At 52.2% G+C, this 18,613-nt stretch carries 19 protein-coding genes; 4 read left to right on the top strand and 15 right to left on the bottom strand.

What is annotated here, in order from left to right:
• The first annotated feature begins 31 nt into the window (after positions 1–31).
• Positions 32–745 carry a FadR/GntR family transcriptional regulator gene (locus ACMYSL_RS06565; protein ID WP_182234454.1) on the top strand — a complete coding sequence of 238 codons (714 nt, stop codon included), beginning with the start codon at positions 32–34 and terminating at the stop codon, positions 743–745.
• A 99-nt stretch (positions 746–844) separates the two neighbouring features.
• On the opposite strand, the gene fucO is transcribed toward ACMYSL_RS06565, so the two are convergent.
• Together fucO and ACMYSL_RS06555 are read right to left on the bottom strand one after the other, a co-directional pair.
• Positions 845–1,996, bottom strand: coding sequence for a lactaldehyde reductase (gene fucO / locus ACMYSL_RS06560; protein ID WP_331329337.1), 1,152 nt, complete (start codon positions 1,994–1,996; stop codon positions 845–847).
• A gap of 750 nt (positions 1,997–2,746) precedes the next feature.
• Positions 2,747–3,067 carry a FaeA/PapI family transcriptional regulator gene (locus ACMYSL_RS06555; RefSeq protein WP_181485148.1) on the bottom strand — a complete coding sequence of 107 codons (321 nt, stop codon included), beginning with the start codon at positions 3,065–3,067 and terminating at the stop codon, positions 2,747–2,749.
• A 172-nt stretch (positions 3,068–3,239) separates the two neighbouring features.
• Here ACMYSL_RS06555 and ACMYSL_RS06550 point away from each other — a divergent pair, with 172 nt between their 5' ends.
• Genes ACMYSL_RS06550 through ACMYSL_RS06540 form a run of 3 tightly spaced genes read left to right on the top strand, consistent with a single transcriptional unit; the run spans position 3,240 to position 5,659 of the window.
• The gene (locus ACMYSL_RS06550; protein WP_434661869.1) at positions 3,240–3,980 is read left to right on the top strand and encodes a winged helix-turn-helix domain-containing protein; all 741 of its coding nucleotides are present in this window, start codon (positions 3,240–3,242) and stop codon (positions 3,978–3,980) included.
• A complete protein-coding gene (locus ACMYSL_RS06545; RefSeq protein ID WP_434661867.1) occupies positions 3,973–4,446 on the top strand; it encodes a hypothetical protein in 474 nt (157 codons plus the stop codon). The genes ACMYSL_RS06550 and ACMYSL_RS06545 overlap by 8 nt, the downstream gene beginning before the upstream one ends.
• A 46-nt stretch (positions 4,447–4,492) precedes the next feature.
• Positions 4,493–5,659 carry an HD domain-containing protein gene (locus ACMYSL_RS06540; RefSeq protein WP_182234460.1) on the top strand — a complete coding sequence of 389 codons (1,167 nt, stop codon included), beginning with the start codon at positions 4,493–4,495 and terminating at the stop codon, positions 5,657–5,659.
• Between the two features lie 34 nt (positions 5,660–5,693).
• Here ACMYSL_RS06540 and ACMYSL_RS06535 read toward each other — a convergent pair whose 3' ends face one another.
• The 13 genes from ACMYSL_RS06535 to ACMYSL_RS06475 form a co-directional block, all read right to left on the bottom strand.
• Positions 5,694–6,431: an SDR family NAD(P)-dependent oxidoreductase gene (locus tag ACMYSL_RS06535; RefSeq protein WP_434661865.1), complete on the bottom strand. Its 738-nt coding sequence runs from the start codon at positions 6,429–6,431 to the stop codon at positions 5,694–5,696.
• A 1-nt stretch (position 6,432) separates the two neighbouring features.
• On the bottom strand, positions 6,433–6,684 hold the full coding sequence (locus tag ACMYSL_RS06530; protein WP_182234464.1) for an acyl carrier protein: 252 nt from the start codon (positions 6,682–6,684) through the stop codon (positions 6,433–6,435).
• Between the two features lie 17 nt (positions 6,685–6,701).
• Positions 6,702–7,508 (bottom strand): acyl dehydratase, encoded by an 807-nt coding sequence (locus tag ACMYSL_RS06525; protein WP_434661862.1) that lies wholly within the window; start codon positions 7,506–7,508, stop codon positions 6,702–6,704.
• On the bottom strand, positions 7,505–8,758 hold the full coding sequence (locus ACMYSL_RS06520; RefSeq protein ID WP_182234468.1) for a beta-ketoacyl-[acyl-carrier-protein] synthase family protein: 1,254 nt from the start codon (positions 8,756–8,758) through the stop codon (positions 7,505–7,507). The genes ACMYSL_RS06525 and ACMYSL_RS06520 overlap by 4 nt, the downstream gene beginning before the upstream one ends.
• Positions 8,745–10,142, bottom strand: coding sequence for a TolC family protein (locus ACMYSL_RS06515; RefSeq protein WP_434661860.1), 1,398 nt, complete (start codon positions 10,140–10,142; stop codon positions 8,745–8,747). Before ACMYSL_RS06515 ends, ACMYSL_RS06520 begins: the two co-directional genes overlap by 14 nt.
• Positions 10,139–12,082, bottom strand: coding sequence for an ABC transporter permease (locus tag ACMYSL_RS06510; protein ID WP_434661858.1), 1,944 nt, complete (start codon positions 12,080–12,082; stop codon positions 10,139–10,141). Before ACMYSL_RS06510 ends, ACMYSL_RS06515 begins: the two co-directional genes overlap by 4 nt.
• A complete protein-coding gene (locus ACMYSL_RS06505; protein ID WP_434661856.1) occupies positions 12,082–13,242 on the bottom strand; it encodes an efflux RND transporter periplasmic adaptor subunit in 1,161 nt (386 codons plus the stop codon). Before ACMYSL_RS06505 ends, ACMYSL_RS06510 begins: the two co-directional genes overlap by 1 nt.
• Complete coding sequence (locus ACMYSL_RS06500) at positions 13,239–15,350, bottom strand: peptidase domain-containing ABC transporter (protein WP_434661855.1); 2,112 nt, start codon at positions 15,348–15,350, stop codon at positions 13,239–13,241. Before ACMYSL_RS06500 ends, ACMYSL_RS06505 begins: the two co-directional genes overlap by 4 nt.
• A gap of 9 nt (positions 15,351–15,359) precedes the next feature.
• A complete protein-coding gene (locus ACMYSL_RS06495; RefSeq protein ID WP_434661853.1) occupies positions 15,360–16,310 on the bottom strand; it encodes an ABC transporter in 951 nt (316 codons plus the stop codon).
• Positions 16,311–16,312: 2 nt separating this feature from the next.
• Positions 16,313–16,981, bottom strand: coding sequence for a DsbA family protein (locus ACMYSL_RS06490; RefSeq protein WP_434661851.1), 669 nt, complete (start codon positions 16,979–16,981; stop codon positions 16,313–16,315).
• Positions 16,982–17,052: 71 nt separating this feature from the next.
• Positions 17,053–17,262 (bottom strand): DUF4762 family protein, encoded by a 210-nt coding sequence (locus ACMYSL_RS06485; protein WP_110275820.1) that lies wholly within the window; start codon positions 17,260–17,262, stop codon positions 17,053–17,055.
• A gap of 103 nt (positions 17,263–17,365) precedes the next feature.
• Positions 17,366–18,037, bottom strand: coding sequence for a DNA-binding response regulator (locus tag ACMYSL_RS06480; RefSeq protein WP_110275821.1), 672 nt, complete (start codon positions 18,035–18,037; stop codon positions 17,366–17,368).
• 22 nt (positions 18,038–18,059) lie between these two features.
• Positions 18,060–18,608, bottom strand: a complete 549-nt coding sequence (locus tag ACMYSL_RS06475; protein WP_434661848.1) for a fimbrial protein — start codon at positions 18,606–18,608, stop codon at positions 18,060–18,062.
• Positions 18,609–18,613 lie beyond the last annotated feature (5 nt).

Raw genomic sequence — 18,613 nt, 5'->3', positions numbered from 1 at the left:
TGACGCTTTATAACTCACACGGACAGCGATCTTGAGCATAAAATCCATTCAAAAACAGAATGTTGTAAATGAAATTTATGATCAGATTAGCGCAAAGCTGCTGGATGGTAGCTGGCCGCCGGGTAGCCGCCTGCCATCTGAAGCGGAGCTGAGCACGTCCTTTAACGTTAGCCGGGTCAGCGTGCGCAGTGCGGTCCAGCGCTTTCGCGATCTCGGCATTGTCGTCACCCGCCAGGGGAGCGGCAGCTACGTTAGCGATCACTTCACACCGCAGATGCTGAGCAACGATCCTCGCCCTATCATGCATCTTAGCCGCGAAGAATTTCACGATATGATGATCTTCCGCCAGACCGTGGAGTTCAAATGCGTGGAGTTGGCCGTCACTCATGCCACCGATGAAGATATCCTCCAGCTTGAGCAAGCGCTCAACAATATGCTCATCAACAAGGGTGACTACAAAAAATATTCTGAAGCGGATTACGCGTTCCATTTGGCGATTGTCAGGGCATCGCACAATAGCGTCTTTTATAACGTAATGAATTCCATCAAAGATATTTATTACTACTACCTTGAAGAACTTAACCGCGCGCTGGGTATTACCCTTGAGAGCGTGGAAGCCCATATCAAAGTCTATATGTCGATTAAAAATCGCGATGCCAGCACGGCGGTGAAGGTCCTTAATGAAGCGATGTCGGAAAACGTCACCGCCATTGACAAGATTAAAGCTAAAACAGATAGAGATTGATGTCTGGGTGTAAACGAGTGCGGATATAGCGCACACGCCCAGCCTAAATAACACCGTAGCCTATAGAGAGTTCTACCGGCTACGGTTGAGATTGCTACCTTAGAAAATCGCCCGATACAGCGCTTTAATCTCTTCCAGATTCGTATCGCGCGGGTTACCGCCAGTGCACACATCCGCCAGCGCGGCGGCGGCGAGGGCATCGATATCCTCCTCTTTCATCCCCACATCGCGCAGACGCGCCGGGATATTAACGTCGCGGTTAAGCTGCGCCACGGCCTCAACGGCTGCCTTACGCGCTTCGGCAATCGGTAGGGTCGCCGCCTGTTTATTTCCCAGAGCCACCGCAATGTCGCGATACTTCTCACCGGTAAATTCAGCGTTGTAAGCCATAAGATGTGGCAACAGCACTGCGTTGGCGACACCATGCGGTGTACCGTAGAAAGCGCCCAACGGGTGCGCCATGCCGTGAACCAGCCCCAGTCCGACGTTAGAGAAGCCCATTCCGGCAATATATTGCCCCAGCGCCATTCCTTCCGCGCCCTGAGCATCGCCCTGCACTGAGGCGCGCAGCGAGCGGCCAATCACTTCGATAGCCTTCAGATGCAGCATGTCGGTTAATTCCCATGCGCCTTTAGTGATATAACCTTCGATCGCGTGAGTCAGCGCATCGACGCCGGTCGCCGCCTTCAGGCTGGCAGGCATGCTGGCCATCATTTCGGCATCGATAATCGCCACAACCGGGATATCGTGCGGGTCATAGCAAACAAACTTGCGGCGATTTTGTACGTCAGTGATGACGTAGTTGATGGTCACTTCAGCAGCCGTACCGGCGGTGGTTGGGATCGCAATCATCGGCACTGCGGCATTTTTGGTGTCGGCTCCTCCCTCCAGGCTACGAACATCGGCGAATTCAGGGTTATTAATGATAATCCCTACTGCCTTGCAGGTATCCTGCGGGGAACCGCCGCCGATGGCGATCAGATAATCTGCACCCGATTGTTTAAACGCTTCAACGCCCTGCTGTACAACTTCAATGGTCGGGTTAGGAATCACGCTATCAAAGACGCTGTAGGCCAGGCCAGCGCTGTCGAGGATATCGAATACCTTTGTCGCGACCTTAAAGCGGATCAGATCTTTATCAGTAACCACCAGCGCTTTTTTAAAGCCGCGCTTTTTGACTTCATCGACAATGCAGCTAATCGATCCCGCACCAAAATAAGAGGTTTCGTTTAAAATCATTCTGTAAGCCATTTTGTGCTCCCTTCAAGCTGAGTGTTTGATAACCATAATATTTGGCCCCACAGTAACGTGACTGATACGGACTTTTTATTATTTCATATCAAATAACACCTCAATTGCCCTGCACTCTGGCTCAGTTAACTAACGTACCTCCCATAATATGGGAATTTAGTCCAGTATACTGGACACCAGTCATCACCGTGCTTTACGCATGCTCATACGCAACGGTATCCAATATAAGCAGTCGGGAAATATTTATCTCACATAAGATATTATTGAACTGGATCACACTATTTTCTCTTTTATGGAAAACTCCAGGCAGGGAGTGCTAAAGCGAACATGATAGCGTCAGTGAACTGAAGTGGGTACGGAATAACAATGGCCTTAGATAATATTGCATTCTTTTTCTTATGCGACTTCTTAGCCAAATTACCCCTCGACGTTGATTGAATCAGATTGCCACGCCACAAAAGCAACAACTTAGAAACAAAAGCATCATTTCATCAACAAAACGATCGAGCGCTCGCCTGCCACCGCTTGCCGGATAAAATTAACGAATGAGAATTACCCAACATTAGTGATAAATACTTATCAACATATGAAATGCAAAACGCTCTATTTAAGAAGTGGTATATCACTTCGTTAAGAATATTCTCCATTATTTGCGAGATATTAATTCTAAAAAAACATTAAAAGATTGAAAAAGGCATCTAAAAGGCCTGTGTTTATTGCAAATTTACAGGCCTCTTGTTAGTATGACTCTCAATCAATATGTTTATTATAAATATACCACTTATGATGTTTTTTGATTTTTATTCTGTTCACCTGACCATACTTCTCCAAAGGCAGCAACAAATGTCTGACTTTATATATTGACATTTCACATCTGTCAGCTAATTCACGAGTAAGTAGCCCCTCAGGCTCATGTTCTTTTAATACAAAAAGAATATACTCCTGCTCTGGAACGTTCACTCCAGAGAATTTATTGATACCCATGGCGGTCATCAATGACCTTAAGCTTTCAACAGCAGCGCCAGAACCATGATGTAAATCAGGGATACGGGATGAAGTTACAATCTTCATGAGTCAGTTCCTTCTGTCATTCAATGAACTAGCAGTATGGATTGACCACACTAAAACGGCAACATTAGCTTTAAATTTCAATTTAAACAGTACATTTATCTGAAATTCACTTTTTTTTATGATAAAACTCCTGATATAAAGAGTGAATTTTTAATTCCGTGTGGAGATAAAAATGCGGTTCGATATAGAGGGATTTATTACTTTTGACACTGAGGAGGCCTCTCTGGTCAACTTGTTGACTGGCGATTGTATTGAACTATCAGCCACATCCACTCGCCTTCTTAGCTGTCTGCTGCAATATCGGGGAGATATTATCTCGCGTGTTGATATTTTTCAGACGGTATTTGAAAAATATGGTGCCAGACCTTCTAATAGTAATCTGAATCAATATATATCCACACTGCGTCGTAGCTTGTCTGACCTTGGCATTGAGAAAAATGTGATTATTACGGTGCCGCGAATCGGCTTTAAGATTTCTAATGAAATTATTATTACCACCGATAGTGATTATCACACATCTTTCTCTCTCCCGACTCTTTCCCCTGAAACCCCTAAGCCTATGACGATTGGGCAACATCGCAAAGCGATCATTTTATTTATCCTGATTGCTGCCGGCCTCATGCTCCTCTCTTACTTTTTTATCCATAAAAAACAATCACCTGGCATTCTCCTCACTCAAGATAAATGTACCATTTACGGCACAGGCAGCATACCTGCAACAGAAATACTCAGGAATCAAAAACTGCTCCCCTCCGGGCTCGATTGTTCTACGCCAAAGAAAATATACTTTTTCAATCGGCAGATGAGCGAAGAACAGGACTTAGGCATTTATATGGATATATTCATACTGGAATGCGATCTTAAGTACCAAAAATGCCATAGTTACTACTATAAGGAAATAAAAAATGCGTAAATATGTCTTAATATTTTCGATCTGTATACCAGCACTGATAGCATTATTAATTTTTTATATTCGCCTCAACAGTCATCCGCCTTTTTCCTGTGAGTCACAATACGATCTGACGGAGAACACCAATGAGAGTATTCTACGCTCACAAGGCTTGCTATCTGTAGAATATTCAAACGGTCGGTTTTTAATCAGCGTTGAAGGATTACTCACCAGTGATGGGGATAAATATATCATCTCACGCAGCATCACCTACACATTAAAAAAACATTCTGCCAGCAGCTCTCTTTTTCATATTGCTGATGCCAGGATAATTCGTCACAGCGCCGATAATACACCGGAAAACATTGCACAACAGACTCTCTTTGGCGGCCAAACTAATGATAGAATCATCTATATAAATCGAGTCAATGATGATACTATTTTATTCGGCAACCAAACGTTCCCGCAATATGGCTGCGAGCGCAAATAATAATCGACCGAGATTTGTCTCATAAATTGCATATTATAACGATATCATGAAGATACATTTACTTCCTACATTAGCCAGCATCGCAAATACCATTGATATGATTAATCCTAAGCTGAATCTGCATCATGTCAGAACTGCTTTTATCGTATCGCACCTGGCTAATTTAGTTCATTTCTCTTCGGCTCAGCGTCGTAAAACCGTTCTTGCGGCCCTCATCCATGATATCGGCGGATTGAATGAAAAATCGCGTCTTGAACCGCTTAGTTACATTGATGATGAACATAACAACCACGCACTTATTGGCAGCGAATTACTCAGCAGAATTCCTCTATTTCGCCCATTGAACAGGATTGTTCGCTATCACCACACCCATTGGCGAAAAGGCCTGGGGCATTACATCGAAGGGGAGCTGGTCCCCGAAGAAAGCCATCTGCTATTCTTTGCCGATCGACTGGATGTCCTTTATTGCCAGCACCGCACCAGTCATGTGCCCTTCTTAGGCAAGAAACTCCTCGAAATCGTGACTGCCGGGGCAAATATTCTCTATAAAGAAGAGTACATTCAGGCCTTCAGAACCCTCTCCAGCAATGAACACTTTTGGTCGGTGATGGCCTCCTCTGACTATCGGGATTACATTCAAGAAATCCCAAGAATTCATAACGATACTATTTCTTTACACAACCTACGTGATATTGCCGAATTGCTCTCGTTTATTATCGATCAGTTCAGCCAGCAGACACCATGGCACTCCTCTGCTGTCGGACATATTGCCGGTTATCTGGCGACAAAAATGGACATGAGCGCGATGCAAAGCCTAAAAGTTGAGATTGGTGGGTTATTGCATAATATTGCGTGTCTTGATCATAGCCCGCCGCATGAGGGTTCGGCTTCACCAGATAAAGCGCTGCATTCACGCGATCCAATTGAAGAAATTGATGATATTGCTGAGTGGGGTATCCTGCAAGATAGCCCCAATCCGTATGCGGCACTTATCGCAGTCAGTCGTCAGGTGGTCCATGCGCTAACCAACTCACGGGCAGAAGAGAAATCGCTGGCTCGCTTAATTAAACATAACCAGGGGGATGAAATACATCAGTTGGTTGTATCTCTGGTCGCACAAAACTCTTCGCAGATTATTCAAATTTATCGCGCGACCGCAACAGAGATAAAAGAGCTAGTGACGCGTATCGAACAACTCACGCCCCGCACTTAAGATCAGGCCAGCCGATCGTCCGGCCCGATCATATTCAGGCACTCAGTCCGCCGTCCAGCACCAGGGTCTGCCCGGTGATATATTGACTCCCCTCACCGATTAAAAACGCCACCGCCTGAAGCACATCATCCGTTTCACCCAATCTGCGCAGCGGTATCGACTGGCGCATCTCTTTTAATTTTTGTGCCGGGATCTCTTCAAGCATTTCAGTACGAATCAAGCCCGGCGCCAGGCAGTTCACCCGGATACCAAAACGCCCGACCTCCAGCGCCAGTGAACGCGCCATACCGCCCATCGCCGCTTTGCTGGCAGCATAGGCCGTCTGACCGACGTTGCCCTTGAGCGCACTGACTGAAGACATCATCACGATAGAACCACATCGTTGCATCAGCATCGCCGGCAGCAGAACCCGGTTCCAGTTCATCATTGCGATAACGTTGGTCTCCAGCACCTCGCGCCAGATTGCCGCATTCTGATGAATATGCAGGCCATCACGGGCCATCCCGGCATTGTGGATAATCGCCTCCGGTGCCCCCCACTCAGCCAGCAGCGACTGCGCAAGCTGTTCAACCCGCGCTTCGTCGTTGCCATCGCAGGCGTAACCTCGCACCCAATGGGATGAATCGTCTCCGCTCGCCTGCGCCTGGATGTCGTTGATCGCCGCTTCGTTGCGACCGGTAAACACCACATTCCAGCTTTGCGCCAGGCCCATCACCAGCGCCCGACCGATGCCGCGACTACCGCCGGTAACCAGTATCCATTTCTGCGCCATATCAGTTACCTGACTCTTTGCTGATGTGCTGGCACAGCTCGCCGAGAGTGATCCCCGGATTGTGAATAAACCAGTCCGCCTCCAGCGTGATGTTGAATTCACGTTTTGCCAGTACCATCAGCTCGACGTAGTCGAGGCTATCTAATTTCAGCTGCACAAGGGGCGTATTCTCATCGACCTCATCGGGCTCCAGGTCTTTGGCATCACAGATCATTTCACAGACTTTTTGCAGAACCTCATCATACTGAATCATAAAATTATCCTTAATTATCAATTATTAATTGGGCCAACTTTCAGCGTAATCACATTGGTCATAATCTGGTCATTGAGCTGTGCCGCTGCCGCGATACGCACCAGCGCACCCTGTTCAACCTGTCCGACCACCAGCGAAGGTAGCAGCCAGAGCGACAGGGATTCAGGCCAGATCGGTGCTCCTTTATCCGCAAATCGGGCATCGAAAATCACCTCCTGATGAGTTTGCAATACCGGATAGCGGGTAAAAATTTGCTGTAACGAGGTTTCCCCCTGGTCGAGCAGGGCCGCAATGTTCTCCTGATTCAGCAGCGCTTTATCGCTAATCAGCTGACGAAAGAGCAGTGCATCAAGAAATTGCCACTGCGCCAGGTCGGGCCAGGCGCTGTTGAAGTAGGATTGCAAAGCAAGCAGCGTCTTAGAATCAAGTTCGCTGGGCTGTTTCCCCACTAGCGATTCAGCTTCAGTCGCCAGGCTCATCTGGCATGACAGGCAGACTTCATCACTCTGTGGATGCATGACCGACGCGGCGGATAACACGCGGTTTTTTGCCGGTCCCGGCGTTAACAGCCAGTCGGCTTCGCACCACAGCGGCCTGCGCAGGCGTACCTGACATTTCAGATAACCTTCAGCGCGGGATGACGGATACACCAGCCGCGACTGAACATCACGTTTAACATCCAGCAGCGCGCGCATCCCGTGGACGCTCAACTGGCTCCCCCCCATCGCACGCGCAGCCGAAAGATCGAAGTGAATGGGGTTGTCATCGCCAGAAAATGCTGCCCACTGATGAGCATCGGCAAGGGTATAGCGCAGCCGCGTCACGCGTGTTTCTCCAGCACCAGCGCGGCGTTCGCGCCGCCAAAACCAAAGCTCAGATTCAACGCCCGGCGAATCTCTCCCTGACGATGCCCTTCGGCGATATAGTCGAGATCGCACAGCGGGTCGGGTTGGGTTAAATGCGCCGTGGCGGGCATAATCCCGGCCGCCATCGCCTGCAGGCAGACAATGGTCTCGAAGCTTCCCGCCGCCGCGATCAGATGCCCGGAGTAGGCTTTGGTGCTGGAAACCGGGATTCGATACGCCTCGTCACCCAGCGCCTTTTTCAGCGACTGCGTTTCGTTAATATCATTAAGCGGCGTGGAGGTGCCGTGGGCATTGATATAGTCGAGATCGGCGGGCTGGAGCTCCGCGCTGCGCAGCGCCCAGCGGATAGTCTGCTCGCGGGCCACGCAATCCTCCGCCGGGGAGGTAAAGTCCACCGCGTCGGAGAAATTGGCATAACCGGTGACTTCCGCGAGGATCGTCGCCCCACGTGCGATGGCATGCTCGCGCTCTTCCAGGCACAGCACCGCGCCCCCTTCCGAAAGCACAAACCCGCTGCGCTGCTGGCTGAACGGGCAGCTGGCCCGCTCCGGCGATTCCGTTTCCCGGCTCAGCGCCCCGAGCACATCGATATTCCAGATAGCGCAGACGCTATTTAACGCCTCCCCGGCGCCGGCAAGCATCATACTGGCGCGGCCAAAGCGAATCGCATCATAGGCCTCGCCGATAGCAATAGTGCCAGTAGCGCAGGCGGCAACAGGGGTATTTTGATATCCACGTAAATTCCACAGCTGGCTACAGGCTGCGGTAGTCACGTTCGGCATCGAAAAGAAGCAGCTAAAAGGTGAAGAGACGCCTTTTTTCTCAAACTCCGGCACCGCCAGGTAACTCTCATCCAGCCCCGCCCAGCCGGTGCCAATAATCGCACCGCACATCAGCGGATCGTAGAACGCGGCAGGCGATTCGCCGGCAAAGGCCATCGCCATGGCTTCACGCGCGGCGGCCAGCGCCAGGCGCGCATGGCGCGGCAGACGCCGACGGATAGCGGCAGGAACGCCCTTAAGGCTGGGTTCATTCTCCACCTGGCCAATAAAATGGGTGTGGATACCGTTAGCCGAGAGATCGACATAGCGGTAGCCGTGTCGATAATCCATGATCGCCTGCCAGCTTTCGGCGGCGCTGTCGCCAAGGGGAGTCACCGCGCCATAGCCGGTAATTACCACGCGATAAGGGGGTTTACTGTGACTCATTTTGGGATGTCCTCTGTTGCGGGTTACTGCCACCCTGCGCCAGCCAGAGCTGCAAAGTGGCATAAAGATAGTCGTACTGGTTTTGCGCAAGACTGTTCTGCACATCAAGCAGCGCATCCTGGGCGTTCAGCAGGGTCTGATAATCCACCGCGCCTGCACGATAGCGGCTTCCGGTGAGCGTCAGGCGCTGCTGGCCCAGTTGCAGAGATTGCAGCAAGCGATCGCGCTGCTCGTCGGCGTTTAGCCGCTTCTCCATGGCGTTGTCCACTTCCGACAGCGCGGTATAGGCCGTGCGGCGGAAGTTCACCGCCTCCTGCTGCACCTTTACGCTGGCCTGTTCCACGGTGAGCTGCACCGTATTCCACTGGATAAAGGGCGCACTCACGCTGCCGCCGACGGTCCGGAGCGGATCGTTAAACCATTGGTGAAAAATCTGGCTTCCGGCGCTAAGCGTTCCCTGCAACGAAAGCGTGGGATAGAAGCTCAGCCGCGCAGCATCTGAGCCCGCCAGCGCCGCACGCAGGCGTGATTCCGCGGCCTGAAGATCCGGACGGCTGGCGAGCGCGGCCAGCGGCGTGGCGTTGGCAATGGCGACGTGCTGGCGAACATCCAGCACATGGGCCTCATCGGTATGCTGCGACGGTGGGCGGTTGAGCAGCAGCGCCAGCGCGTTGCGCGAAATCGCTCGCTGCTGCTTCAGGGCGAGCAGCTGATTCTGGCGGCTGATAACCGTCTGCCGGGCCTGTAGAACATCAAGTAGTCCAACTTTCCCCGCCCGCTGCCAGGACTCAATCTGCGCTAGCGTCTGCCTGGCAATATCGAAACTCACCTCTTGATAAGCCATTTGCTGATTTAGCAGGGCGATGTTCCAGTAGAGCTGCGCGGTGGTATCAATCGTCGACAGGATCGTCGCGTGATAATCCTGCTCGCTGGCAACCGCTTCCCACTCACTTTGTTCGCGAATACGCGCCAGCTTGCCCCAGAGATCCAGTTCATAGCTCAGCGACAACGAGGTGCTGTAGCTCTCCTGCGAACGCCCGCTGTTTAACGGCTTCGAATTGCTGCCGGAGCCGTTGAGCGTCGCGTCGGGACTGATATTGGTCTGGGTTAGCCCGGCAGAAATGCGTGCCTGCTTGAGAGTTAATGCGGCAGCGGCCAGATCGTTATTGCTTTCCAGCACCTGACCTATCACGCGCGACAAACGCTCGTCGCCGAAGCGATCCCACCAGCGGCCGCTTTCCACCTGCGAAGGGGCGATATTCTGCCCTTCTGTTCGCTGCCAGTTTTCCGGCACCGACAACAGCGGCCGCTGATAATCGCTGCGGGTCAGGTTACCGCAGCCCGTGAGCAGCAGGATCAGCGGTATAAAAGTACCTAATTTCATTCGCGGGCCAGCGCCTCCGTCGGGTTGAGTCGCGCCGCTCGCCGCGCCGGGAAATAGCCGAACGTCAGGCCAATCAGAGCGGAAAAGCCGCAGGCCATCGCCACCGGGAGCCACGTAAAGACCATCGAGAACTCCTGCGTCAGCAGAGCAAACAGGTTCCCGGCGGCCCAGGAGCCAATGACCCCCGTCAGCCCGCCGAGCGCGCAGATCATCACCGCCTCAATCAAAAACTGATGCATGATGTCGGATGGACGCGCGCCGACCGAGAGTCGGATACCGATCTCATGGGTTCGCTCGGTAACGGAAACCAGCATGATATTCATCACCCCAACGCCGCCGACCAGTAGTGAAATAGCGGCAATCGCGGTGATCAGCAGCGACATTGAATCGGAGGTTTTTTGCAGCGCTTTGGCGAGCTGTTCATCGGTCTGGACAAAGAAATCTTTTTTGCCGTGCTCGCGAATAAGATGCCTTTCCGCACGCTGCGCGGCCTCTCTCGGCGACAGCGTCTCCTGAAAGCGCAGCGTTAGCGCCTCCAGCGGCTTATCGCCGGAAATCCGCTGTAATAGCGAGGTATAGGGGATCCACGCCGACATAAACCCGCTGACCACTTTCGGCCCCGGCTTGCTGGCAACGCCGATCACCCGCCACGGTGCACCGGCGATTTGCACGATTTTATCCAGCGGATCTTCATTACCGGGAAACAACGTCTCTTTACTGGTTTCATCCAGCACCAGTACCGGCTCCCGGTCGTTGACGTCGCGCAGGGTAAAGCCGTTGCCCTGAATAAAGCGAATCCCCTGCAACGAGAAATAGTCGGCGGAAACGCCGGAGAGGATCATCGAGGAATCCAGGCCCTGGCGCACTGCGGTGGTCATACTGGAGACAATCGGCGACACCCCCAGCACCCAGGGCTGCTTGCTAAGGCTGGTGATATCCTCCAGCGACAGCGCGCGCTCCATATCCGGGCGCTTGCTACCCCAACCGGTACCGGGGCGAATTTCGAGCGTGGTATTACCCAGTTTACCAATCTCGTTCATGATGGTCTGCCGGGCGCCTTCGCCTACCGCCATCGAAGAAACCACCGATGAGATACCGATGATAATCCCCAGCATCGACAGAAAGGCGCGCATCCGATGGCCCAGCAGCGCACGCCATGCCATTCGTACCGACTCGCCTACGCTGCGCGACAGCGAAGCCCGACCGTTATCCTGTACCGTCGGCAGCCGCTGAATATCACGTTTGTCCTGAGCACAATTCGTGCGATCGGCAACAATCTGCCCATCGCTGATCTCGACGATCCGCTGCGCCTGCTGCGCCACCTCGCGGTCATGGGTCACGATAATCACCGTGTGGCCATCAGCGTTCAACTGGTGCAGAACATCCATCAGCGCCCTGCCGCTGGCGCTATCCAGCGCCCCGGTGGGTTCATCAGCAAGAATAATCTGCGCGCCGTTGATCAGCGCCCGGCACACGCTGACCCGCTGCTGCTGCCCGCCGGAGAGCTGCGCGGGTTTATGCCCTAAACGCGTATCAATGCCCAACTTTCCCGCCAACAGCGCGATTCGCGCCTGACGTTCAATTGCAGGCATCGCGGTATATAAGGCGGGAATGGCGATGTTCTCTTCCGCCGTTAAATAAGGCATCAGGTGATAGCGCTGAAAAATAAACCCTAACCAGCGGCTACGCAGTTCGGCAAGCGCCGCGCTATCGGCCAGATGGGTAGCAATGCCGTTGATATAAACCTCGCCGCTGCTGGGTTTGTCCAGGCAGCCGATAATGTTCATCAACGTCGATTTACCCGAGCCGGAAGCGCCCATTATCGCCACCATTTCGCCGGGCATAATGGTCAGGGACACCGATTTCAGCACCGGTATCGTCTGCGTTCCGGCGATAAAAGAGCGGGTGACGTTATTAAGCTGGATTAACGGCTTCGCCATCAGATTGACCCTGCATCTTGCGGGATCACCACCCGCTCGCCGGGCTGCAAGCCTTCAAGGACCTGTGCGTACTGGCGGTCGTTAATGCCGATACGAACGGTGCGCTCCTCGCTGCCGTTCGCCTTCTGCACCACCACCCGATAGCGTTCATTGCCCAGCGAACGCCCCAGCGCAGCAACTGGAACCCGCAGCGCGTCTTTGGCCTGCGCAATGCGGATAAACACCTGCGCGGTCATCGAGGTTTTCAGCAGTCGCTGGCGGTTATCCACCTCAAAGGTGCCGTTGTAGTAAATGGCTGTGCTTTGCTGATTGCTGGCGGAAGCCCCGGAGTTTTGCTCTTCCAGCGCCTCCTGCGGCGCGGGCTGGACATAGCCAAGCTCCCCCTCATAACGCGTCTGCGGGTCGGCAATCACGTAAAACCACAGCGGCTGTCCGGGATGGATTTTCTGGATATCGGCTTCGGAAATGCGCGTTTGCACCTGCATTTTATCGAGATCAGCAAGCACCAGAATAGTCGGCGCGATTTGTGAGGAGACGATGGTTTGCCCTTCACGGGTGACAATACCCAGCACTTCGCCGTCCATAGGGGCGAGAATGCGCGTATAGCCGAGGTTGGCGTTGGCAGTTTGCACGCTCATTTCCGCTTGTACAATCTGCGCCTCATTGACTGCAATCTGCTGAACCTGCGCGGCATATTGCGCCTGCGCCTGTTCAAGGTCGCTGTTCACACCAGAGCCGTCGCGATTCATGGCCTGCTCGCGGGTCAGCGCTTTGCGGTACTGCACCAGCGTCGCTTCAGAGGCTAACTTCTGCGCTCTGGCGCTGGCCAACTGCGCGGTGGCGTTACGTAAGTCTGAAAGCTGTAAAGTCGGGTCGATTTCGGCCAGCAGTTGCCCTTTTTGCACCCGCTCCCCTTGACGAACAAACAGCTTGCGCAACTGCCCGCTGACCTGAGCGCCAACGCTCACCTGGACAGCTGGTTTGATGATACCGCTCGCCAGCACCACTTTTTCGATATCTCCACGCTCCAGGGCGACGGTATAGAGCGATTCGGCCTGTGCCGGCAGCGCGCGCTGATAAAAAACGGCGACGATGATGGCCACGATCGCGATCAGCGCAAACAACCACGTTTTGCGCTGGCGTAATAATCCTCGCATCATGAGTCCGGCGCTCCCTGCCCGATATCGCGCAGCTCGCCTTCGTTCAGGCGATATACTCGCGCAAAGTGGTTCACAATCAGCTCACTGTGGGTCACGACAATCAGCGTCTTGCCCTGTTCACGACAGTGCTGACACAGCGCGGCGATCACCGTCTCTGCGGTTTCATCATCAAGATTGGCGGTTGGCTCATCGAACAGTAAAATCGGCCGGGTACTGTAGAGCGCCCTCGCCAGCATCAGCCGCTGGCGCTGGCCTAAAGAGAGCGCGGAGTGGCTTTCGCGAATTAGCGCTTCCATTCCCCCAGGCAGCGCCTGTACCACCGGCCCCAGCGCCATTTTATCGATCAGCGCTTCCACTCGCCCACGGTCGCTGTCGCTGTACCACGGGTCAAACAGGGTGATGTTTTGCAGCACCGAGGCGTTAAACAGGATGTCTTCCTGACTTTGCAACCACACCTGCGAGGTCAGTTGTTGAGCACTCGCTTCAGCATTGTTCAGCAAAATTCGCCCATCCTGCGCGGAAAAAAGTCCGGTCATCAGCCGCAGCAAGGTGCTCTTTCCGGCTCCGGAATCGCCGACAATGGCTATCTGATCGCCAGGCTCAAGTACGAGATCCACCGCGTTTAATACTGGCCTTTGCGGGTTGTAATGAAAACTCACCCGCTCGAACGCCAGTCGCGGAACCGCTGTTCCGCTGAGCGGAGAAATCAGGGGAGAAGCAAGCTCATGCTTCGTAAACAATCCCTGCGCGCGGGTATCAATGACATGCAGTTGCGATTTACGGATAACGGCATAGAACATCCGCGTGACGTAGGAGGTAAAAATTTGCCGCAAAAAGCTGTAGGCAAAGAAGTCGCCCAGGGAGATCTGTTTTGCATGTACCAGCGGCAGCACTACCAGCATAAAAACCACCATTTCGAGGCTGCCGGTCAGTTGATACAGCCCTTCTTTCACCTGCTGATACACTTTCTGCCGTTGCAGGCAGGTAAAAAGGTCATGCGACAGGCGGGCAAACTGCGCTTTGCGCTGGGTTTCCAGCCCGGCGGTTTTAATGGTTAATACCCCCTGAAGGGTCTCCATAAAAAAGTCATTTAGCACCGCGCTCTTGAGCTGAAGCTGCTGCGTATACCAGCGGTCGCGAAATATCGCCCAGACGCTAATTAACCCCATCACCACAATGCCCACGGCGGAAATCAGCGCCAGCACCGGGGAGATCCAGAACATGATGCCGATGGCGATAACGCAAATAATCCAGTCCGAGCGCAGGCCGTTATCCAGCTCAATTTTTTGCAGCATGCCGCTCTGCCAGGCAATAAAGCGGCTGAAAACATCCCCCGGCGCGCGTTTTTCAAAAAAGCGCAGGGGATTATTCAGTAATCGCGAAAAACCAATATCGCTATTAAGCAACACAAAGCGGCGGATGAAACGCTCGCTAATCACCCGGACGCCCAGCGCTAACAGCGTGGAGACCACAAAGGCGAGGATGAACCACAGATATGGAAAATCCGTATTCTGCGCATCTGAGAACGCCTGATTAATCGCGCGGCTGACCATCGTCGGCATTAAAAACAGCGTTAACGCCACCAGGAATGTTAATAGCATCAGCTTGTAAATGCCCGGAACCGCCGCCGTCTCCTTCAGGCTCATAGCCCGCGGCATCTCCTGCTGCGCTTCGGCGATAACAGGGTTGGGGATGACTCCTGATGAGGGGGATTCTTCAAGGATCAGCGCATAGCCGCTGATCTCTTTTTTTAACGCTGAGAACGGCAACCACTGCTGACCAATTGCCGGGTTCATCACGCAGACGTAGTCCCCCTTGCGCCACGCCAGCAGGACATAGTGACTGGCACCGTAGTGCAAAATGGAGGGGAACGGCAGCCCATGTAGCTCGTCGTGATCGAAGAGCACTGGAGCAGTGGCAATGCCAACCTGTTGCAGGATGACGGATAAATCGCTCAACGATGTCCCATGATCGGACGCCGGGAAAATCTCCCGCAATGCCGGAAGAGAGCACTGAATATTCTGGGTTTGCGCCAGCATCGCAATACAGGAGAGGCCGCACTCATTGGTCTCTTCCTGAAAAACCATATCAGGGATAATATTTTTCATATTGATGCATCAGTGATTAATAAAATAGAGCGAATGGCTGTGCCACAAAAGCCAATCCTGCGGATAATCACGCAGGGTGTTTTCAATAATCGTCGGCAACGTTGCCGCGATCTCTTTTGGCGACAGCGGGGAATAGATTTTTATTTTTATCCCTTGCTGATAATAGAGGTGATAAAAAACCACCTGCGCCGACACGATGCGCGAAAACCGCTGTACGCCGTTGTGTAGTTTTGCCGGACGGCCAAATAGCCGACAGCTTATTTTTCCGGACTGTGCTTCATGGGTCTGAACGGTGTAATCGGCTGGAATATCGGGGAAAATAATCATATTTTCCCGCCCTTCAGAGACGTTAGTCATTAGCGCCATCAGCTCGCTGGCCAGCGACGTATTATCCTGGTGGATGGAGCAGTAGGAGAGCGCGACGCCGCCCATTGCGCGACTGGCTACGGTGTAGCTTTCCGCGCTGGATGAGACCACCACGCTGGCTTTGCCCGGCGTCACGCCGGCCCCGACCATCGCGGCTAAAATATCGGAAACGCAGTGCAGCGGCGCGAGGACCACCGGCGTCTTTTGCGCCACCAGTGGCGCAACCACCGCATCAAGCTCTTGCGTGCACACCTGCATTTGGCGCAACGTTGCTGGGTGCTGACCCCAGGTCGCGCCCATCTCCAGCAGCTGGCGGCGCATGGCGATCCACGCGGCGTCAACTCGTCCATCGCCACCAGTCAGGCAGCGATAGTTCTGCGTCGCCACGGCGGTACGCCCGCGATATTGTCTGCCCAACAGCCGCAGCGTGCACAGCGCGCGAACGGTTAGCAACAGCAGCGACATAGGGGTATAACGCATCGCTGCCCGCACCGCCTTTTGCCCATGGCCGGTAAAAGGACGGTGTCGCCAGGCAAGCTGCGCGGACCATTTTCTTACGCTAAAAACGCCCCAGACGATCAGAAAGCGCGTCACGCTTACTCCTTGTCCTGAGCTAACAGCTGACGCATATAGTCGGCAAATTCAGGAAATTGACGATCCTTCGCCACGACGTATTTTTTATTAACAATAAACAACGGCGTCGCGTTAATGTCATAGAGCTCGGTGATTTTCGCCATATATTCCAGCCGTTCGGCAACGGCTTTGCTTTGGCGTACCTGATGATATTTCGCCACATCAATATCGTTCTTTTTCAGCCAGGCATTCAGCGCTTCATCATCAGCTAAATTAATACCGCGAACCATTACCGCGTTAAATGCCGAGTCGCGCGTCTGACGCTCAAGGCCCATCACTTCAAGCGTCGCAAAAACCGGTGCATAAACCGCCAGACCATTTCTTTCAGCGGTGATATGGATAACTTCGAAGGTGCTATCTACCGGTAAGGTGGCGGCAAATTTTTCGATATCTTCCTCATTCGACGCGCAGTAGTGGCAGCCATAGGACAGCACTTCAATAATACTGCTCTCATGTTTTATTGGGCTACTGGCAACAATTGCCTCATCAATTTTCCGTAGCGCCGAAGGCTTACTGCTATCTAATGAAAAAGTATTAAATACAAAGATGTGATAACACAGAACAGTTATCAGCGACGAAATTAACGCCACCAGAAACGTGTAGCCAACAGCGGTAATAGGTTTTATTTTCATTTCGATACCAGGCTCGCGAAAAAGGCGTAAAAATATATGGAGGGTTTCCCCTCCATATACCACTGCAGAAATTACTGGCGAATGCGGTTCGGTACTACGCACATACCATCAGCAGCATCTTTCATGCTAACGGTTGAGTTGCCATGCTTATCTGTGCAGGTGGTTACTTCTTTACAAGAAGAAACACCGCCAACAACCACAGTTTCGTAAGAGCTGGTGCAAGTTTCCTTACAGGTCCCGCCAATAATACCCGCTGCTTCAATCATGCTTAATTTTTGCATTTGTTAGTTCCTTAACTATTTATATTGAAATGTATTTTCTTACACTTACCTACTGGCTTAGATACCTGCCAGTAATTTTGTCGATGTCATACGTTGCACGCTGCTATATGCAAGGCGTGGCGACGATACACTTGAAAATATTAAAAAGCTCAACGTTATTTTTGGCATTTAATTTTTTCATCAGCCCTCGTTTACTGCGGCTTAAGCGACGAACATCAATTTGTTGCTCAGAGGAAATTTGCGAAAGCGACTTTCCTTTGAATATTTCTTCCATTAACCACCAGTCATCACTGGAGATGCTGTTATTAAAATCTCTTGCCAACCATTTTTGCCGTGTGTAGTTAATCAACGAACGGCTAAAGAATATTTTTTTTGCTACTAATGCCTGAGAATCTTCGATAAAGCTAGAAAAGTTGCTCAGTGATTCATTCTTTAATAACCAACTGGCTTCCGGGAGAAGCGAATGCAGTGCAAAAAAAAGAGCGAGATTATTGCTATCTAACAAAATAACCAGTTGCTGATTTTCCCGGCAATAATGTTCTTTAATGGTATACAACGCATTAAAGCGTTCATCCGGTAAGCTGTCGACATCACAGAGGATCCAATGCAGCTCATTTCTCTTTTTTGGTGAACGCAGCGTGCTAATCAGCTGCGAAAAATGTTCGATCTTTGAGAAAGAGCAGTCCGGCTCGCGGGCAGTAAGATCGGCAACTGCGGAACGCACACCTTCAGAGAAAAAAATATTTTTATCGTAGAGAAAGAAATGGCGGCTCATTTTTAATCATCCTTGATCGGTTCTACTGGTAGTTTAGGGTGTAATTTGCCGTGGCCTGAAAGGCACCGGTTTGCAAGGTTTCGTTACTCAAGGCATCCGGTTCCCCTTCCACAAAAGCTTTAAAATTTAACTGCATGGTGACATCGGAAATGGCAACCGCGGTCGTCGGCGTATTCAGTGAAATAGCCGTACCGTTACTCTCTTCAAAGCCAATACCAATCCCGCTGGCGGAATTGGGCGCTACCGGCGTAATCGCCAGGCGATCGCTCATATTGGCATTTTCCGTCCCGCTAAAGGTCACAGTGACGGAATTAAAGACATCGGTACTGCAATCCTTTAACTCAATAACAAACGCTTTGGGCTGCGATTTCCCTTCGGCATACAGCGAGCGGGTTGAAATCTGGCCAAAATCCACGGCGATGTTTTTTGACGAAGGGACGATACTGCAGCCCTGGGCAACAACGGTTCCTTTGAAGTTTAAATCGCCGCCGATCAGCTCCCCGATGGCATACGCCGGGGTGACTGCCGGTAGCGAACATATGAGTATCATTGATGCGATTAATTGACGCATGCTGT

This window comes from Klebsiella sp. MISC125 (genome assembly GCF_051131775.1).
In the GTDB taxonomy this organism is placed as follows: domain Bacteria; phylum Pseudomonadota; class Gammaproteobacteria; order Enterobacterales; family Enterobacteriaceae; genus Klebsiella.
The sequence above is the reverse complement of the archived record's forward strand: the minus strand, read 5'-3'. Positions and strand labels throughout refer to the sequence as shown.